Raw genomic sequence first — 17,977 nt, forward strand, 5'->3', positions numbered from 1 at the left:
GATGACTGGAACAGAGAAAAAAATTCATTTTATTATTACTAGACAAAAAGATTCTGAGTCTGCCCCATATACTGAAGAATTTATTATTCCTTACCGCACAAATATGAACATCATCTCAGCTTTAATGGAGATACAAAAAAATCCAGTCAATGCCAAAGGAGAAAAATCTACTCCTGTAATCTGGGAATCAGTATGTTTAGAGGAAGTCTGTGGTGCTTGCTCTATGGTTATTAATGGGAAGCCGCGCCAAGCTTGTTCATCTTTGATTGATCAGCTTGAACACCCAATTCGGATTTCCCCATTGTCTACGTTCCCGGTTATCCGAGATTTAACGGTGGACCGTTCGCGGATGTTTGATGCACTAAAAAAAGTAAAGGCATGGATTCCAATTGATGGAACCTATGATTTAGGACCAGGACCTCGAATGCCAGAAAAGACACGGCAATGGGCCTATGAATTATCAAAATGTATGACATGTGGGTGCTGCCTTGACGCCTGCCCAAATGTAAATGAAAATTCACGATTCATGGGGCCAGCACCAGTGTCTCAAGTTCGCTTATTTAACGCACATCCTACCGGTGAAATGCACAAAGAAGAGAGGCTTGCGGCACTCATGGGAGAAGGGGGAATCACTTCTTGCGGCAACTCCCAAAACTGTGTGGTGGTATGTCCAAAGGGAATCCCGCTAACGACGTCAATTGCAGCTTTAAATCGCCAGGTTACACTTCAATCATTCAAAAACTTCTTTGGATAAGTAGTATCGGGATGTCCGAACAGTTATATTTAAAAATTTAGGCAGCCAGGAAAATTAATTCCGGCTGCCTTTATATTTTGATAAGATTAGGTAGAGGTGAATCTTATGAAGCCATCGGATAGTAAAAATCGTATTGATATACTAGATTATTTAAGGGGTTTTGCGCTGTTGGGAATCATCTTAGTAAACATCCTGCCGCTTATGGCTGTAAAAGTGCCAGAAGTTGGCTCAGCCGACGCTTCTTATCAACGGTTTCTCTATTTATTTGTGGAGGGCAGATTTTATACGCTATTTTCTTTTTTGTTCGGTGTGGGCTTCTATCTATTTATCTCAAGAGCGAATGCGAAGGGGAAAAATGGCTACGTTTTATTTTTGAGAAGGGTGGCGGCATTATTTATTTTAGGCTGGTTCCATGTTAAATTCCACCCTGGTGAGGCATTGACTGTTTATGCCGTGACAGGGCTGCTATTACTCCCATTTTACAAAGTGAAAAAAGAGATTAACCTTGCTATTGGTTTAATCTTGCTGGTGCTTCTAAGTATTATGGCATTAAAGTTGTTTATGGTTGTACCGCTGATTCTGCTGGGGATTACTGCTGGTCAATACCAGCTGTTTGAAGGACTGGCAGGAAAGAGAAAAAAGGTTTCCATCTTTACGGTCCTTATGCTAGTAATGAGTATTTCGGGGCTCATATATCAATACCAACATGCACCGTTATATCCATTTGGTTTTTATACGGGCGTGGATGAAGCTACTTATCAGTTTTTAAGTATAGGAATTATGATTGGGCCACTTGTTTCCGCTTTATATGTTGGAATGCTGATTCTGCTTTTGCAATTCCAGACTGTTCAAAAGCTGTTGTCCCCTTTGAAGAGCTATGGGCGGATGGCACTGACAAACTATATTTTTCAAACTGTTTTTCTCTATTTAGCAGGCTATATTTTTAACTTGTTTGAGTCATTAACTTATCTTCAATCTCTTTTCGTTTGTATAACGATTTATATTATACAGCTTTCCTTTAGCGTAATCTGGCTGCGCTTCTTTCAATTTGGACCATTAGAATGGATTTGGCGCGTTGTTACGTACTTGGAGGTCCCGCCCATGAAGAGACGAGTAAAAGAGATAAATTAAATAAGAGGACCTGCATGTCAGCATGCAGGTCCTTTACTCATCTTCAGTTTGTTCTTTACGGATATAATCCGAGTATTCCATAATGGATAAGGTATTATCAATTCTTTCTTGAAGACGATTGGTATTCTTTATTTTCTTCATGGTTTTTCGGTCATAGATAGATGCAGGATGTTTAGCACTTGGTGCACTGTAAAAAGTTTTATCACTAATAAACGATCCCCCTGGCAAGTAATATCTCATTCCAAGCAGGTTCTTTTTATAGTGAAAAAGATTGTGACCAATCATTTGCGTATCATGTTCTATGCCGAGTAAGTTTAATAGGGTCGGCATTAAGTCAATTTGCCCGCCGAGGTGGGAATAAGTTTCGCCTGTGAAGTGGCCTGGTACCGTAAATAACACCGGTACAACAAAGCGGTCCTGCATCGTATATTCATGACCTAAGAATTCTTTTAATAGGGTTTTATCTTTTTCGGTGACAGGTGCACCGTGAAGACCAGAGTGATCACCATAAACCAGAATAACTGATTCATCATAGATTCCCAACTTCTTTAGCTGTTTGATGAATAACCCAATTTGTTCATCCGTATAGCGGACAGATTGAAAGTAGTTCCCTACATACGTATCTTTATAGTCTTCAGGTAAGTCTAGAAACTCATATTCTTCAGGCATTTCAAATGGTGTATGGCTTGTTAGCGTAATAATATTGGAATACATTTTCTCGTGCGTCTTTAACTGCTTTTCCAACTGTTTGTCCACAAAGTTAAACAGTACTTCATCTGCCGGACCAAAGCCGATTTCCTTTTCATTTGGCATCTCGTTACTGGTATAGATATAATCAAATCCCAGTGCTGGGTATAATTTATCACGACTCCAATAGGTAATATCATCAGCATGGTAGGTTGCAGCGCCGTAGCCATTCTTTTTTAGCGTCCAAACAAGTGAAGGAATCTCTTCACCCTCAAGGGTATTAACCGTTGGGTCCATGCCTTCTGGGTATAAGGAGGTATGCATGAGCCATTCAGCATCAGAGGTATTACCCGCCCCAATTTGCTGATAAACATTATCGAAATAGGCACTTTCTTTTAAGAGCGCATTTAAATTTGGTGTGATTTCCTGTCCATTAATCTTATGGTTTAAGGTAAATTCCTGCAAGGATTCCACTTGGATAATAAAAACATGGCGGTTTTTTGCGATTCCAAAAGTGCTGTGTTTAGCAGCCGGAACATAGGTATTGCCTTTTAAACTTTCAAGTTCTTTTTCAGACATGTACTCCTGACTTGCAAAGGCTTTCCCCAGGCTGTTTGCGTATGCTTGAACGAATTGTGATTGGATATAGCCATGCTTCTTTGCAAAGTAGGATACATCAATTAATGGATAGCGAAAAGCAATAACCGTCATGACTAGTGCAATACAGCCAAAGCCAATTGCCCATTTCTTTGCTGAGGTAAAGGATGTGGGCTTCTTCTTGAAAAACCAAATAAGCGGGAGGATTAGCACCACATCTAAGAAAAAGAAAAAGTCATATGGACTGCCAAGCAGGGCAACTGTGCCTCCAACAGAGTTAGATTGATAAATTTGTTTGACATCATAATAAGATGGTACGGTTGAAAAATACCGTGTATAATAAACAACGACAATGAACAGAACTGACAAAAGCAGGCTATAAAGCCAGATAGCAAACCAAGTCCGTTTTTTACAAGTTCTCATAAGGGTACATAAAACAAGGGCCCACATCGGAAACTCAACCACTAACACATGAAAAACCGATGTATTTTCAAAAACAACTACCTGGAAGGCATATATTTTTATAAACAAAACAACCAAAAGCAATAAAATTGGGTAATGAAAAACAGTACTCGAAACCTTATCCATAAAAAACACCTCAAAAAGATACTCATCTCACATAAACTTATCAAAACATCTACAATTCTATCAACTAATATAGGCAATAAATAATTATTTTTTGAAACCTTAGTTCCTGCTGAAATTATTTTTCCAATATGATATGATTATGCAGAATTTTGGCAAAAATAACCTTATTAAGATTTAAAGGGAGGAATACGATGGAAGAGAACAATCAGGGCGCGTCATCCATTTCTGCTGGGAATATATTTTCAAATCGAATTGTGTTAGCCATTATGTCTTCGAACTTTTTACTCCAGTTAGGAATTTGGATAAGAAATTTCGCGATTTTACTATACGTTACCGATATTACAGATAATGATCCGGTTTATGTTTCATTGATATCAGTTGTTGAGTTTACCCCGATATTTATTTTTTCATTTATTGGAGGGACATTTGCCGACAGATGGAAGCCTAAATTGACGATGGTTTGGTGCGATATGTTGTCTGCCTTATCGATCGGGCTGGTACTGTTGGCACTGCTTTTTGGCTCATGGCATGCAATATTCTTTGCAACGCTTATTTCAGCTATTTTATCTCAGTTTTCCATGCCTTCAGCAATGAAACTATTAAAGCAGCATGTACCAGGTGAACAGCTGCAATCAGTCATGGCTATCTTCCAATCATTGATGGCAGTTTTCATGGTCATTGGCCCTGTGATTGGAACACTTGTCTATCAATCATATGGAATTTACATATCCATAGGTGTTATGGGAGCGATGTTCTTACTTTCAGGACTAGTGTTAATGTTCCTGCCTCGTGATTTGGAGAAGGAAAAAACGGATATTCAAAATAATTTTAAAAAAGAACTAGCAGATGGCTTCCGTTATGTGATGTCAAAAAAAATCTTGAAATCTATGGGCGGTATTTTTGCTGTTTGTGGTTTGGCGGTTGGGTTAATTTCACCGTTAATGATTTTTATAACCATCGAAAAACTCGGAATGCCAAAGGAATCTCTGCAGTGGCTGTTAATGGCAAACGGTATTGGTATGCTGGCTGGCGGTGGTATCGTCATGGCATTCTCGAAAAAAATCTCACCTCAAAAGCTCCTTGCAATTGGGATTTTCGCGAGCATGGTATTTACTGTTGGAGTTGGCTGGTCAACAAGCTTTACGGTAACGCTGGTATTACAAGTATTGAACGGCATTTTCTTCCCGTGTATTCATATAGGAATTAACACAATCATTCTAAAATATTCGGAAGAAGCATTTATAGGGCGTGTGAATGGTGTCCTTAGCCCGTTGTTTATGGGGATGATGGTGATTGGAATGTCGGTTGCAGGGGTTGTGAAAATCCCGCTGACATTATCCGGTGTTTATACGGTTTCTGGTGTATTATTTCTGATTGGGTCCTTACTGGTTGTTCCACTTTTCAAAGTAAAAGAGGAGGGGGCAAACCTCTCAATGGTAGAGAAGCAGCCGCAGGCTTAGAATGTAAAAAAGGCGCATTAAGCTCAGCTTAATGCACTTTTTTTGCGTTTTTCTTGATCGCCGCTTGTTAATTGCTGCTCTGCAAATCCGCGGTATAGTTCATGTGATTGTGTTAATTCCTGATGCGTCCCGATTCCGGTGACTCGCCCTTTTTCGATGAAAATAATTTTATCGGCGTATACGATCGTTGATAAGCGGTGGGCAATTACAAAGGTAGTACGGCCATCCATGAGACGTGCTAATGCTTGTTGAACAATACCTTCTGATTGGCTGTCCAAGCTTGCCGTTGCTTCATCCATCATTAATATCTTAGGGTCACGTAAAAAAGCACGCGCAATCGCAATCCGCTGCCTTTGACCGCCTGAAAGTTTCACGCCGCGCTCTCCAACCTCTGTGTCAAGTCCATCTGAAAAGGACTTAATAAAATCACTTGCATATGCCATCTCTGCCACTTTCCAAAGACGTTCATCTGAAATCGATAGACCATTTGGCAGACCATAACATAAATTTTCGCGGATGGTTCCCGCCATCATTGCACTTTCCTGCGATACATAACCAATCTGACTGCGCCATGCTTTAACGGATAAATTTGTTATCGGAATATCACCTACCATTATTTTTCCGGAGGTAGGCTCATAAAAACGTTCAAGTAAGCCAAACATGGTGGTTTTCCCGCCGCCGCTTGGACCGGCAAACGCAATCATTTCTCCTGGCTTAGCAACAAACGACACGTCTTCGAGGACGGGTTCATCATCGCTATAGGCAAATGAAACATGGCTGACCTGTATCGGTTTATTGGTGATGTCTAGTTCCAAACCTTTCTGGCCGTCTTCCAAAGTCAGGTTTAAGATATCGATAATCCGCTCGGTAGCCCCTTTGGCCTTTTGTAACTGGGTAAAGAACATAGCGAAACTCGTAATCGGAAAAATAATTTGAAATAGGTAAAGTAAGAAGGCTACCAGTGATCCAGTGGACATCGTTCCGTTGGCCACCCGCATACCTCCGTACCCAATAATCATTACGATGACGATCATAACAACCAGGTACATGATAGGGGCAATGAGTGCAGTGATACGTGCTTCTTTTAAACCAAAACCAAGCAGATTGGCAATGCCTGTTATTCCTTTTGTCTCTTCATGCTGTTCTGCCGTTGATGCTTTCATTAAGCGGATTTCACTTAAAGTTTGTTGAATGGTTCCAGTAAAGACAGCCGTTTCATCCTGCAGACCGCGTGAAATTTTTGCCATCTTCCTTCCGAGCGGCATCATAATAATAAACGTGAGAGGGACAGATATTAACATTATCAGTGTCATTTTCCAATCCATTATCAATAAAATTACAATAGCACCGATAATAGAAATAATTCCTGAGATAAACTGCGGAAAGTGATTTGATATTAGATCACGAACAACACTTGTATCATTTACAATCCGGCTGACGGTTTCACCGCTGGATTGTTTATCAAAATAGCTGACAGGTAAATGAATTAATTTAATCCACATCTTTTCACGCAGCCGGGCAACAATTTTTTGCCCGACAAAACTTAACAGGTAAATCGATACCCCGCTGATGATGGCTTGGAAAATGAATGCCGCACCTATCCCAATCATGAGCGGAATACTCAACGAGGCAACCGAAAATCCATCAACTAAGTTTTTCGTTAAAACTGGAACAAGAAGTCCCGCAAGAGTCGTAATCAGACTTGCAGATAAACCAATAAACAACGCAGTTTTTGGGACCTTGGCAGATAATATAAGAGAAATAAATGGCTTAAGTCCATCTGTGTTTTGTTTCATTATGTATGGCTCCAATCTTTCAAAAATGAATGATTTCATAAGCAATCATACGTTCATCAGGAATGATATGCAAATGACAATTTGGTAAAATAGAACAAGTGAGGGAAAGAGAGGAATAACGAAAATGGATGGTTCAAAAGTATTAACTGAATCAAAAGCAAAAAATGATACAAAAGCTTGGCTATTCGTAGTTCTTGCTGGACTCCTTGAGATTGTCTGGGCAAGCGGCTTTAAATATGAAGAAGTTCCGTCTTGGGTTGTACTTATAGCCATCTTGTTTAGTTTTGATTTAATTATTAGAGCGACAAAAGTAATCCCTGTTGGGACCGTATATGCTGTATTTGCTGGAATTGGTACCATTGGCACAGTTATTGTCGAGATGGTGTTTGAAAATGGCTCGGTTAGTCCATTAAGAGTGGCCCTTATTTTATTACTTTTAGCATGCATTATTGGTTTGAAATTAACAAATAAGGAGGGAGAGGTTTAATGGATTGGCTGATGCTTATTTTAGGCGGTTGTTTTGAAGTCGTTGGGGTTATTGGCTTAAAAAGAACAGCTGATAAAGGAAACGTTATCAATTATCTAATCCTTATTGGAGGATTTATAATGAGTTTCCAATTGCTAATACGGGCAATGGAGACCATACCTCTATCCACTTCCTATGCAGTATGGACAGGGATTGGAACGGTAGGAGCAGCATTGGTTGGAATGGTATTCTTTAAAGAATCCAAGAGCAGGCTTCGGATTGCGTGCATTTTAGGTGTTATTTTTTCAGTAGTTGGCTTAAAGCTTGTACATTAAAAAACATCTCTCGATTCGTCGGGAGATGTTTTCTTTGCTTAGGCGAGCTTTTCGAGCTCTGTAAATACTGCTTCGTAATCTTCCTTTTTATCGGCTTTAAACGAGGTGTTCATATAAGTGATCACGCCATCTCGGTTTACAACAAACACAGAGCGGATGGCCACACCGCCTTTTTCGTTATAAACCCTATAGTCCTTAATGGTCTGCCTTTGCCAATCAGAAGCTAATGGATAAGGCAATGTCGCCATACTTGCAGCAAAAACTCGATGCGAATGAATATGATCGGCACTGATAGCAATTACCTCAGCACCTAACTGTTCAAAACGTTTGTAATCCTCTTTCCAAGAGGAAATTTCTTTAATTCAGCCGGGAGTAAAATCCATTCCATAAAAGGCGACAACGACGTTCGTCTTTCCCCGATACTCAGAAAGAGTAAGAGGGTCCTTCGTTGTTGCAGGTAATGAAAAATCAGGGGCTGTATCCCCAACCTTTAAGGTTCCTTCCAAGATAACTCCTCCATTCTCGAAACAATATCCTTTGCTAGGATTGCCATCTTATTGAAAAATTACACACAAAAAAGATGGTGCCTGGCACCATCTTTAAACTTAATAGGAAATTGCCTGGCTCCCAAATTGGAACCAGCTTGCCACAAAGCTTTCAAGATTAGCTGATCTATTCGGGTCCGGGTAGAAGGGGTCGTTAAAATACACGTTTTTATCATCATATCCGGTGATTAAAATAGAATGCATTCTGCGAGTAATATTTACTTCTCCCTCATTTGTAGTCCATGTTTCCCATTGATCTTCTGATAATAATGTAAATGTGCTTGCGACAATTACCCAAACAGGTTTACCCTCATTAAGCTTTTTTTGTACAGAAGAAAAACGATCTCCCGTTAAATTCTCGATTTGGCCGGGCAAGTATTTGTTCGCAAGTTCTTCAATTACCTCGTGGTAAACACCCAATCCAGGCTGATTATAGGTATACATATTCCCGACAAATCCTTGATGAGGGTTCCCAAAATATCCATCACTGAAATAAGGTACTTTAGGAATTTCGTCTGCCAAAGTAAGTTTGTCAACAGAAACACCAGCGAAATTAAGCAGCATAGCCAAACTGGTTACTTCACACCCTCTTGGCAGCTCGGGGAATTGTTGCAGTGTTGGAACAGCTAAAAGAATACTTTCTTTCATGACAGGCTCCTTTTCATAGATAATTATTGTCCGATCAATATGAAAATCAGCTTTATATTCTGCGCTCGTCTTAATCGGAGAGTTAGAAGCATAGTAGATGGGAAGGATTAATAGGAGGCTTAACATTGTTATCTTTTTTGACTGCTGATTTTTCATGTGAGCGGCTCCTTTTTTCTCCAGTAGTTCTATAAATCTATTATCCTTATTTCATACTCTCAATCGATTTCTCCGACATAGGTAGCAAAACGTAAGAATCATATTTTAGTTTTACGAGGTAAACATCATATTTATGTCACAAATTATTCAAAAAATAGTGAACATAGTTCTCACAATCCGGTTGACTTGAAATTTTTCAATGCTTATAATCAAATAGTAAGGACATTGATAATGATTTTCAGTGTCATTTATTTTTATCAATTTGTGATAACTATTCTCAATTAGATTGATAATGATAGAAAAATAGAAATGTTGGGGACTGTCATGAAAAAAAGATTTTTACTGCTAGCATTACTAGTCTTATCTGCTGCTTCCTTATTTGTCGGGGTTAGCAGTATATCACCATTGGACTTGTTAGATTTCCAATCAGAGGAGACGCAAATATTCCTTATCAGCAGACTTCCAAGGCTTGTTGCGATATTACTGGCAGGAGCGGGGATGAGTATTGCTGGCTTAATCATGCAGCAACTTAGCAGGAACAAATTTGTTTCACCGACCACCGCAGGAACCCTAGATGCAACTAGGCTGGGTATCCTTGTCTCAATGCTTTTGTTTGCAAATGCAACCATGCTTGAAAAGATGGCAGTAGCCTTTGTTTTTGCGCTTGCTGGTACGTTTGTTTTTATGCAAATTCTTGATCGAATAAAGTTTAAGGATGCTATTTTCATACCGCTTGTAGGTTTAATGTTTGGAAATATCTTGTCCTCTGTGACGACTTTTTTCGCTTATCGTGCTGACGTCATTCAAAACATGTCTGCTTGGCTGCAGGGTGATTTTTCAATGATTATGAAGGGCAGATACGAATTACTCTACATAAGTATTCCGATTTTAATTATTGCTTATTTCTATGCAAACCGCTTTACAGTAGCCGGAATGGGGGAAGACTTTTCAAAAAACCTTGGACTTGCGTATCGCCGGATAGTGAATATTGGTCTTATCCTTGTTGCACTCGTAACGACAACGGTAGTTTTAACTGTCGGAATTATCCCGTTTTTAGGCTTAATTATTCCAAATATCATATCGATTTTTAAAGGCGATCATTTGCAAAAAACATTGCCGCATACAGCACTCCTTGGGGCCATCTTCCTTCTGATTTGCGATATATTGGGCAGGGTGCTCATTTATCCATATGAAATTTCAATCAGCCTGATGGTTGGGGTAATTGGAAGCGGAATTTTCTTATACTTACTGTTCCGGAGGAAGGCATATGCGTAACTCAATCAAACTACTAGTCTTTGCCTTAATCGCAGCCGGAGTATGTGCGATCTATTTATTTCATGAATTAAACGGCAGCTTTGGATATGCCCTTCCAAAACGAACGATAAAAGTACTGGCAATGGTTTTAACCGGAGTCACAATCGCTTATGCAACGGTTGTTTTCCAGACGATAACACATAATAGAATCCTAACACCAAGCATCATGGGATTGGATTCACTATACATGCTTTTACAAACCTTAATTATTTTCTTTTTAGGGTCAGGTCATATGATTATCGTCAATAAACAGGTAAACTTTTTAATCTCAGTTGTTGTAATGATTCTTTTTGCCCTTCTTTTATATAAGTTTTTATTTAAAAAGGGTAATCAGCCCATTTACTTTTTATTGCTTGTCGGAATCATTGTAGGAACATTTTTCTCAAGTTTCTCCACGTTTTTTCAGGTACTGATTGACCCAAATGAATTCCAAATTGTTCAAGACCGCATGTTTGCGAGTTTTAATAATATCAATTCAGACTTAGTTTGGCTGGCGATTGTACTCGTTGTTCTTGTGATGATTTATGCATGGCGTTTTTTAAAGTATTTGGACGTCCTGTCATTAGGCCGTGATACAGCAATTAATTTAGGGGTTCCATATGATTCGATCGTCAAACAAATGCTAATCATCGTGGCAGTCTTCATCTCCATCTCGACTGCTTTAGTAGGACCCATTACCTTTTTTGGCTTAATTGTTGCCAATCTATCGTATCAATTTTTCAAAACGTACAAACACAATATCCTGATCACTGGAGCCATCCTTATGAGTATCATCGCTCTTGTAGGCGGACAATGGGTGGTTGAACGAGTGTTTACTTTTTCAACAACGTTAAGTGTCATTATTAACTTTATTGGTGGAGTGTACTTCATCTATTTACTGCTAAAGGAGAGGAAAGCTGCATGATACAAGTCCGAGCTTTGTCAAAGCTATATGGTAAAAAGTCCGTGGTTGAGGATGTGACCGTCGATATTCAGCCGCGGAAAATCACGAGCTTTATCGGTCCGAACGGGGCAGGTAAATCGACTTTATTATCAATGGTGAGTCGTCTTCTTGATTCAGATACGGGTGAAGTATTGATTGATAAATCCGATGTGAAAAAGATGAAGTCAAATGATTTTGCTAAGAAGGTATCAATCTTAAAACAGTCCAATTATATGAATGTTCGTCTGACCATTCGCGAGCTCGTATCCTTCGGACGCTTTCCCTATTCGAAGGGGAGGTTAACGGAGGAAGATGAAAAGATTGTTGACCAATCGCTTGAATATATGCATTTAACCGATATGCAGGACAGCTTTTTAGATGAATTATCTGGCGGTCAAAGGCAGCGTGCGTTTATCGCGATGGTTATTGCGCAGGATACAGAGTACATTTTACTGGATGAACCTTTGAATAACTTAGATATGAAACATTCCGTTCAAATTATGAAAATTCTTCGCCGTCTGGTTGATGAGCTTGGAAAAACAGTCGTCATCGTGCTGCATGATATCAACTTTGCGTCAGTTTATTCAGATAGAATAGTAGCGATGAAAGATGGTAAGGTCGTGAAAGATGGACCTACAGAAGAAATTATTGAATCAGCCGCATTAAAAGAGATTTACGATATGGATATTCCCATTCAGAAAATGGATGGTTGCAGAATTTGTGTATATTTTAGCTCATAATAAAGGGAGAGAAATGTTGTGAAAAAGTGGAGTTTATTAGTTTTAATCGTATCGATGTTTTTATTCTTAGCAGCATGCGGGTCAAAGGAAGAAAGTAAGGCAGAACCAGCTGATACCAAACCGGCAGCGGCTGAAAAAATGACAATTGAACATAAGTATGGGAAAGTAGAAATCGATAAAAATCCAGAAAAAGTAGTCGTTTTTGATTTTGGGATTTTAGATACATTGGATGAATTAGGAGTGGAAGTTACTGGCGTTCCGCAAGCAGCCATTCCTTCATACTTGGAAAAATATGCAGGTAAGGAATATACAAATGTAGGAAGCTTAAAAGAGCCGGATTTTGAAGCGATTCATGCGATGCAGCCTGATGTAATTTTCATCTCTGCACGCCAGGCTGAACTATACGACCAATTCGCAGAAATTGCTCCAACTGTTTTTGTAGAATTAGACTATAACAAGTACATGGAGTCATTCGAGAAAAATATGAACCTTGTTGCTGATATTTTTGATAAGAAAGAAGAAGTAGCCAGCGCATTAGAAGAGATTAATACAACGGTTGAAGAAGTAAATAAGAAGGCTTCTGAAAATGACAAAAAAGGATTAATCGTCTTAGCGAATGAAGGAAAAGTAAGTGCTTATGGACCAAGCTCCCGTTTTGGTGTAATTCATGATGTGTTTGGTTTCGGAGCAGCTGATGAAAAAATTGAAGTGTCTACGCATGGTCAAAGCATTACGATGGAATATATTATGGAGACAAACCCAGACGTATTGTTTGTCATTGATCGTAATACAGCAGTAGGCGGAGAAGCTGGTGCTGAAAAAGTAATCGAAAATGAGCTTGTCAAAAAGACCACTGCCTTTAAAGAAGATAAGATTATTTACTTAAATCCAGATACATGGTACCTAAGCGGCGGCGGATTAAAATCTGTAAAGCTGATGGCTGAAGAAATCGAAGCGGCGTTATAAAATATGAGCCAGGTTTGATACCTGGCTTTACTTTTAGGGAGGGATATTAATGTTCTATCAGGTTAGAAGGATTGTAGTCAAAGAGGGATTTAGCGATCAGGTGGTCGCGAACTTTTCAAACCGAGGCGGTTTGTTGGCTCAACGTCCTGGATATATCGGCAGACAGATTTTGGTTAAGAAGGTACGCCGCGGCGAAGAGGAAGTTATGATTATGGTTCAATGGGAATCTGAAGAGGATTGGAAAAACTGGGAGAAGAGCCCCGAGCATATTGCCGGTCATAAGGCGAAGCCAAAGGCAGAGAAGCCTGAGTATATTATTGAAACTAGTCATGATCTTTATTATGTAAAAGGTTAAGTTTTTATACGAGAGAGGCTGACGCGATTTTTCACTTAGTGTGAACGAAGCGTGTCAGCCTCTTTGTTTATTCTTTTTCAATTTCTACGTTATGCTCTTTTGCCAATTCATCAAGTTTATCGTTATAATCTTCGATTTGTAGACGTCCTTCTTCGAGAAGTTGATTGGCTTCTTCGATTATACTAGCATCTTGTTTCTCAATGGCTTCAATAATTTTTTCAAATGCGCTAAATTGGAGTTTTGCACCAGATAGGTAGATTTCGTGGATCTCCTTCAGTTCATCTGTTTCAATCCGAACGGATTCGAGTTCAGAAATTAAATCCGTATAGTTTGGAATAACCTCGTTTACCAAGGCATCATACATGGTCTGATCATCAGTATAATTAGCCCCTGCTACACCTTCATAAGCGGCAACAGCCTTATCCTCCAATGTTTGCGCCGTTTTCAACTCCTCATTTACATAATTTAAAATGTCATCCTGAACAGGCCCCCCACAGCCAGTAAGTATAAGCAATACGCCAAACAATGCTGCTGCCAACACCCGCTTCACCATAACCCCACCTCCATCGACCATTATATGAACCACCGGAAGTCCACTATGTATGAACAAAATTTAAAAAATGGAAATAAGTGTAAAAATGTCCACCTGGGGTGGAAAGTGTCCACGAGCGGTGCCTGTCACCTTTTATTGTCACCTTTTTTGTAAATTCATCATTAAATAATGAGACAAGACTATTATGGATAGGGATGGATTGCAATGGCAAAGAGGAACAGAGGGAAAACGATTAACTATCTTCCGTCCAGAGGGCGTGGGGCATGTCCGTTGTGCGGGAGGACAAGGATAAAGCTGTTATATCCGTTTAAATATGAAACAAATCAAACTGTGAAGGTATGCAAAAACTGCCGGTTAAAAAAATACTAAATCACAAGTTCCTAGGGTGTTTCCTTAGGAACTTTTATTATGACTTAAAGGTAATTATCAAGATAGGTCTAGAAAATATTAGATTGGCAAATGATTCTTTTTGTAAAAAAGTTTATTGCCAGTGGTAATGTATAACTATTTTCCTATAAATACTGTTAATTATTATATTTTTTCGGGAAAAAGGTTGGATGGTATTTTATTTACAGCGATATTAAAATAGTTTTACGTTATAAAAATACAAATAAAATAATAAAAATACATATGGGGTATGGAGGATCAAAATGAAGAAGAAACGGATTGCAGGAATTTTGGCTGTTAGTTTACTTACGGCTGTTCCCTTTTCTACGGGTTTTGCTGAAGGTCCAAAGTGGACGAACGTAAATGTAATAGAAGAGCAGGATGGAAGCAAGTTTAATAGTGAAAACTATGACTTTATAAAATTCTCACAAATCGGGGCAAAATTAACAGAGATTGCAAAACAATCCAATCGTGTAAAAGTAGAAGTCCGCGGTACATCTGCAGATGGTCATCCTCTTTATGTCGTGACGATCGCTGACCCAACTACACAAGGGAAGTTTGGAAAAATCCAGTCTCTTAGAAAACAAATGTTTAAGAATCCTGGTAAGGCTCAGGATTGGATTAATAATAATCCTGACTTTAAAGTACCGATTATGATCAATGGTTCCATTCATGGTACTGAGTTTGTTGGAAGTGATGCGGTTATGCAATTAATCGAACGCTTTGCTACACAGAATGACGCAGAGACGAAAAATATTTTAGAGAATAATATTCTTATTTTTAACGTGGTACAGAATCCTGATGGCCGTGTTGAGGCAACTCGTTTTAATGGGGAGGGTATTGATTTAAACCGTGACTTTATCACCCAGTCTCAGCCTGAAACGAAAGAAACGGTGGAATTAATTAAAGAATGGAATCCAATGGTTTTCCTTGATACACATGGATATGTTAAGAATTATGGGCCAAATCTGCAGGGGTTAATTGAACCATGTACGCCGCCACATAATCCTAACTATGAGTATGACCTTTATAATAAGTGGGCCGTGGATCAGGCAAAAGCAATGGAAGCAGAGATTATGGGAGACAAGGACAGCTATACAGGCAATCTGTATCAAAGTATGGAGGGAGTTTACGTACCACAGCGTGATGATGCTGCTGGCTGGGACGATTATCCGCCAATCTTTACACCAATGTATGCGATGTACCATGGGGCTTACGGTCATACATTAGAAGCTCCAACAAACGACTTGGACGGAGTACGCTGGATGTATAATGCGATTATGGGTGCCTTAAATTTCGCAACGGAAAATAAGCAAGGTATGATTAATGACCAAATCGAAATGTTTAAACGCGGCATTAATTTTGATCATCCTTTCCATGAAGAAGGATTTTTCCCTAACGCTTATATTCTACCGGTTGATGAAAAAGATCCAACGGTAACCAATAAGGCAGTAAATCATTTACTTAATAACGATATTGAGGTAAAAGAAGCAACGAAGGCATTTACAGTGGAGGGAAAAACCTATCCTAAAGGAACGTATCTTGTTCAGATGGACCAAGCGAAGGCTGGTTTAGCAAACACGATGCTATGGGATGGTGAGGACATCTCTAACGATACACCGGCTATGTATGATATCTCCGCATGGAGCCTGCCGGAGCTTTGGGGCTTTAAGGCAGTTGAAGCGTTCAGTCCTGTCGATGTTACAGTTAAACAGGTAAACCAAGTTACAGTTCAAGGAGCAGTTACAGGTAAAGGTCCTTTCGTTATTCCTAATAGCTCTGTTAAAGCCATTGAGTTAGTCAATAAACTGCTTAAGCAAGGAGTAACTGTATCCCGTGATGACAAGGGTAACTTTTATACAAATGCAGACGCAAATAAAATCTCAGCAGCAGTGAAAGAATCAGGTCTGCAAATCGGATCAATTGCAAGTGTACCAGGCGAAGCAAATGCCGTATTCAACTTGCAGGTAGCCATTCTCAAGGACGGAGGAATGGGGAAAGTCCAATCTCATAGCGGAACAAAACTTGCCTTGAAGAGACTAGGTTTTGAAGTAACTGAAGTAACGCCTGTTGAAGTAGCTGAAAAAGGTTTAGAAGGCTTTGATGTTTTTGTATACAGTGGAACAGAGAACCTTATTTCTACAAGATTATCAGAAGCAAACAAAGAATTTGGCTTCCAAAATGCTGGCCAATTTACCGCTTTTAAGAATAATGTTACGAAGTTTGTAGACCAAGGCGGCAAATACATTGCAGTTGGAGCAGGGGCATCCAATGCAACAAAAACATTGGAATTGACTGATAATGTAATAAATAGTGCTGGATCAAACAGTAACGGTATTGTGAAGGTCAATTATGCTGGTACTGGATTAACAGCAGGCTATGACGGGGACGATCTTGGTTTTGTCTATCGCCCGGCATGGTATGATGTAAAGGGAAATGATGAAATCGCAGCAACATTGTTTGACACAGATGACTTCTTTGTAGCTGGCCACTGGATCAATAAAAAAGCCGATGCTAAGGGTAAGGCGGTAATTGTAAAAGAAGAACAAAAAGATGTTACCCTTATTAGCTTAGAAGCAGGATTCCGTGATCATACAGACTACCTGTTCAGACTTCTATCCAATGCAATCTTTGAAAAATAATTATGAGCAAAGCCTGGTTCTGCTATGAACCAGGCTTGTTTTTTTAAAGCTATCAAAATAGTAAATTTATGCAGGATCATTTTTTAATCAAACTTTGGTGACATACAAGGTGTGGAATAACCATAGCAGTGGAAACCGTGCTTTTCTAGAATAGGTTTGCTCATAGAACTGGCGTCGACGATCAATAACGGATAATCTTTCTGTGAAGCTTCATGTGCACGGATTGCCAGAAGTGAACTGTATAAACCTCTCGTGCGGTAATCAGCGAGGGTTGAGCCTCCCCAAAGGCTGGCGAATGGTGTGCCCGTATGAAGGTACATCCAGGCAGCACTGACAATTTTTCCATCAACATAGGCACCGTAGAGGGAAAGGTGTGCGGAACTGTCATTAAAATCCCTGACAAGACGCTGACCTAATTCTTGATAATTAACATTCCATACCTCTTCTTCTAGTTTGATAATGTCCCAGATATTCTGTTCAGTCGTTAGTCTTTTCACTTCAGGAAGGATCCTAGTTTCGAGCAGCTGATTCGTCTCCGTTAAGTCAGAAATCATAAGTGCCTCTGATTCTTCAAGTGTGAACCCTTTTTTTCGCAATCTCTCTTTCAAATCTGAAGGTTGGTCGTAATCAAAAACCTTCCATTCGAATTGCTGTTTTAGATTTCTATAGTAAGTAATTTGTTCTTCTATGACTTTGTCTGCATTAGATTCGTCCATTTCCGAGTAGGAAATAAACCCAGGTTCATTCGATAATGAAACCTTTCTGATGACAGAATCGGTCCTCTCTCTTCGAGAATCAGGCTCAATTATTCCTATCCTTAAATGCTGGTTAAAAAGAGCTAGTATTGTATTTCTGTCCATAAAAAACCTCCTCTAAAAATAAACAAAAGAGAACGATTTCATCATATAACAATTTTTTCCTAATTAGTAGAAGTT

The 17,977-nt window shown here is 39.3% G+C and carries 17 protein-coding genes; 11 read left to right on the forward strand and 6 right to left on the reverse strand.

Annotation, left to right across the window (positions count from 1 at the left end):
* Nucleotide 1: 1 nt before the first annotated feature.
* Both sdhB and QNH29_RS02620 read left to right on the forward strand, forming a co-directional pair.
* The gene (gene sdhB, locus QNH29_RS02615) at nt 2–754 is read left to right on the forward strand and encodes a succinate dehydrogenase iron-sulfur subunit (protein WP_283863309.1); all 753 of its coding nucleotides are present in this window, start codon (nt 2–4) and stop codon (nt 752–754) included.
* A gap of 105 nt (nt 755–859) precedes the next feature.
* Complete coding sequence (locus tag QNH29_RS02620) at nt 860–1,885, forward strand: DUF418 domain-containing protein (protein ID WP_283863310.1); 1,026 nt, start codon at nt 860–862, stop codon at nt 1,883–1,885.
* 33 nt (nt 1,886–1,918) lie between these two features.
* On the opposite strand, the gene QNH29_RS02625 is transcribed toward QNH29_RS02620, so the two are convergent.
* Nucleotides 1,919–3,757, reverse strand: a complete 1,839-nt coding sequence (locus tag QNH29_RS02625; RefSeq protein WP_283863311.1) for an LTA synthase family protein — start codon at nt 3,755–3,757, stop codon at nt 1,919–1,921.
* A 191-nt stretch (nt 3,758–3,948) separates the two neighbouring features.
* On the opposite strand from QNH29_RS02625, the gene QNH29_RS02630 reads away from it, so the two are divergent.
* Nucleotides 3,949–5,217, forward strand: coding sequence for an MFS transporter (locus tag QNH29_RS02630; RefSeq protein WP_283863312.1), 1,269 nt, complete (start codon nt 3,949–3,951; stop codon nt 5,215–5,217).
* 23 nt (nt 5,218–5,240) lie between these two features.
* Here QNH29_RS02630 and QNH29_RS02635 read toward each other — a convergent pair whose 3' ends face one another.
* Nucleotides 5,241–7,013: an ABC transporter ATP-binding protein gene (locus QNH29_RS02635; protein ID WP_283863313.1), complete on the reverse strand. Its 1,773-nt coding sequence runs from the start codon at nt 7,011–7,013 to the stop codon at nt 5,241–5,243.
* Between the two features lie 124 nt (nt 7,014–7,137).
* Between QNH29_RS02635 and QNH29_RS02640 the strand changes: the two genes are divergently transcribed.
* Together QNH29_RS02640 and QNH29_RS02645 are read left to right on the forward strand one after the other, a co-directional pair.
* Complete coding sequence (locus QNH29_RS02640) at nt 7,138–7,500, forward strand: DMT family transporter (protein ID WP_283863314.1); 363 nt, start codon at nt 7,138–7,140, stop codon at nt 7,498–7,500.
* A complete protein-coding gene (locus QNH29_RS02645) occupies nt 7,500–7,814 on the forward strand; it encodes a DMT family transporter (protein WP_283863315.1) in 315 nt (104 codons plus the stop codon). Before QNH29_RS02640 ends, QNH29_RS02645 begins: the two co-directional genes overlap by 1 nt.
* A 38-nt stretch (nt 7,815–7,852) precedes the next feature.
* Here the strand turns inward: QNH29_RS02645 and QNH29_RS02650 are convergent, their stop codons facing one another.
* Nucleotides 7,853–8,320: a redoxin domain-containing protein gene (locus tag QNH29_RS02650; RefSeq protein WP_283863316.1), complete on the reverse strand. Its 468-nt coding sequence runs from the start codon at nt 8,318–8,320 to the stop codon at nt 7,853–7,855.
* 99 nt (nt 8,321–8,419) lie between these two features.
* Nucleotides 8,420–9,163, reverse strand: a complete 744-nt coding sequence (locus QNH29_RS02655) for a C39 family peptidase (RefSeq protein WP_283863317.1) — start codon at nt 9,161–9,163, stop codon at nt 8,420–8,422.
* A 324-nt stretch (nt 9,164–9,487) separates the two neighbouring features.
* Between QNH29_RS02655 and QNH29_RS02660 the strand changes: the two genes are divergently transcribed.
* Genes QNH29_RS02660 through QNH29_RS02680 form a run of 5 tightly spaced genes read left to right on the forward strand, consistent with a single transcriptional unit; the run spans nt 9,488 to nt 13,460 of the window.
* Nucleotides 9,488–10,438, forward strand: a complete 951-nt coding sequence (locus QNH29_RS02660; RefSeq protein WP_283863318.1) for an ABC transporter permease — start codon at nt 9,488–9,490, stop codon at nt 10,436–10,438.
* On the forward strand, nt 10,431–11,381 hold the full coding sequence (locus QNH29_RS02665) for an iron chelate uptake ABC transporter family permease subunit (protein ID WP_283863319.1): 951 nt from the start codon (nt 10,431–10,433) through the stop codon (nt 11,379–11,381). The genes QNH29_RS02660 and QNH29_RS02665 overlap by 8 nt, the downstream gene beginning before the upstream one ends.
* Nucleotides 11,378–12,139, forward strand: coding sequence for an iron ABC transporter ATP-binding protein (locus tag QNH29_RS02670; protein WP_283863320.1), 762 nt, complete (start codon nt 11,378–11,380; stop codon nt 12,137–12,139). Before QNH29_RS02665 ends, QNH29_RS02670 begins: the two co-directional genes overlap by 4 nt.
* An 18-nt stretch (nt 12,140–12,157) precedes the next feature.
* Entirely contained in the window at nt 12,158–13,105 is a 948-nt protein-coding gene (locus QNH29_RS02675) for a siderophore ABC transporter substrate-binding protein (protein ID WP_283863321.1), read from the forward strand.
* 49 nt (nt 13,106–13,154) lie between these two features.
* Nucleotides 13,155–13,460: an antibiotic biosynthesis monooxygenase family protein gene (locus QNH29_RS02680; RefSeq protein WP_283863322.1), complete on the forward strand. Its 306-nt coding sequence runs from the start codon at nt 13,155–13,157 to the stop codon at nt 13,458–13,460.
* A gap of 67 nt (nt 13,461–13,527) precedes the next feature.
* On the opposite strand, the gene QNH29_RS02685 is transcribed toward QNH29_RS02680, so the two are convergent.
* Nucleotides 13,528–14,013, reverse strand: coding sequence for a hypothetical protein (locus QNH29_RS02685; RefSeq protein ID WP_283863323.1), 486 nt, complete (start codon nt 14,011–14,013; stop codon nt 13,528–13,530).
* 650 nt (nt 14,014–14,663) lie between these two features.
* Here QNH29_RS02685 and QNH29_RS02690 point away from each other — a divergent pair.
* The gene (locus QNH29_RS02690; RefSeq protein WP_283863324.1) at nt 14,664–17,042 is read left to right on the forward strand and encodes a M14 family zinc carboxypeptidase; all 2,379 of its coding nucleotides are present in this window, start codon (nt 14,664–14,666) and stop codon (nt 17,040–17,042) included.
* Nucleotides 17,043–17,125: 83 nt separating this feature from the next.
* On the opposite strand, the gene QNH29_RS02695 is transcribed toward QNH29_RS02690, so the two are convergent.
* Complete coding sequence (locus tag QNH29_RS02695; RefSeq protein ID WP_283863325.1) at nt 17,126–17,902, reverse strand: GNAT family N-acetyltransferase; 777 nt, start codon at nt 17,900–17,902, stop codon at nt 17,126–17,128.
* Between the last annotated feature and the right edge of the window lie 75 nt (nt 17,903–17,977).

The organism is Neobacillus sp. DY30 (assembly GCF_030123065.1).
Taxonomy (GTDB): Bacteria; Bacillota; Bacilli; order Bacillales; family Cytobacillaceae; genus Neobacillus.

What these genes read in the sequence shown, in the direction of transcription:
- QNH29_RS02685 (WP_283863323.1), bottom strand. Translation starts at nt 14,013, where the DNA reads ATGGTGAAGCGGGTGTTGGCAGCAGCATTGTTTGGCGTATTGCTTATA.
- QNH29_RS02660 (WP_283863318.1), top strand. Translation starts at nt 9,488, where the DNA reads ATGAAAAAAAGATTTTTACTGCTAGCATTACTAGTCTTATCTGCTGCT.
- QNH29_RS02630 (WP_283863312.1), top strand. Translation starts at nt 3,949, where the DNA reads ATGGAAGAGAACAATCAGGGCGCGTCATCCATTTCTGCTGGGAATATA.
- QNH29_RS02635 (WP_283863313.1), bottom strand. Translation starts at nt 7,013, where the DNA reads ATGAAACAAAACACAGATGGACTTAAGCCATTTATTTCTCTTATATTA.
- sdhB (WP_283863309.1), top strand. Translation starts at nt 2, where the DNA reads ATGACTGGAACAGAGAAAAAAATTCATTTTATTATTACTAGACAAAAA.
- QNH29_RS02640 (WP_283863314.1), top strand. Translation starts at nt 7,138, where the DNA reads ATGGATGGTTCAAAAGTATTAACTGAATCAAAAGCAAAAAATGATACA.
- QNH29_RS02655 (WP_283863317.1), bottom strand. Translation starts at nt 9,163, where the DNA reads ATGAAAAATCAGCAGTCAAAAAAGATAACAATGTTAAGCCTCCTATTA.
- QNH29_RS02695 (WP_283863325.1), bottom strand. Translation starts at nt 17,902, where the DNA reads ATGGACAGAAATACAATACTAGCTCTTTTTAACCAGCATTTAAGGATA.
- QNH29_RS02665 (WP_283863319.1), top strand. Translation starts at nt 10,431, where the DNA reads ATGCGTAACTCAATCAAACTACTAGTCTTTGCCTTAATCGCAGCCGGA.
- QNH29_RS02620 (WP_283863310.1), top strand. Translation starts at nt 860, where the DNA reads ATGAAGCCATCGGATAGTAAAAATCGTATTGATATACTAGATTATTTA.
- QNH29_RS02645 (WP_283863315.1), top strand. Translation starts at nt 7,500, where the DNA reads ATGGATTGGCTGATGCTTATTTTAGGCGGTTGTTTTGAAGTCGTTGGG.
- QNH29_RS02625 (WP_283863311.1), bottom strand. Translation starts at nt 3,757, where the DNA reads ATGGATAAGGTTTCGAGTACTGTTTTTCATTACCCAATTTTATTGCTT.
- QNH29_RS02690 (WP_283863324.1), top strand. Translation starts at nt 14,664, where the DNA reads ATGAAGAAGAAACGGATTGCAGGAATTTTGGCTGTTAGTTTACTTACG.
- QNH29_RS02680 (WP_283863322.1), top strand. Translation starts at nt 13,155, where the DNA reads ATGTTCTATCAGGTTAGAAGGATTGTAGTCAAAGAGGGATTTAGCGAT.
- QNH29_RS02670 (WP_283863320.1), top strand. Translation starts at nt 11,378, where the DNA reads ATGATACAAGTCCGAGCTTTGTCAAAGCTATATGGTAAAAAGTCCGTG.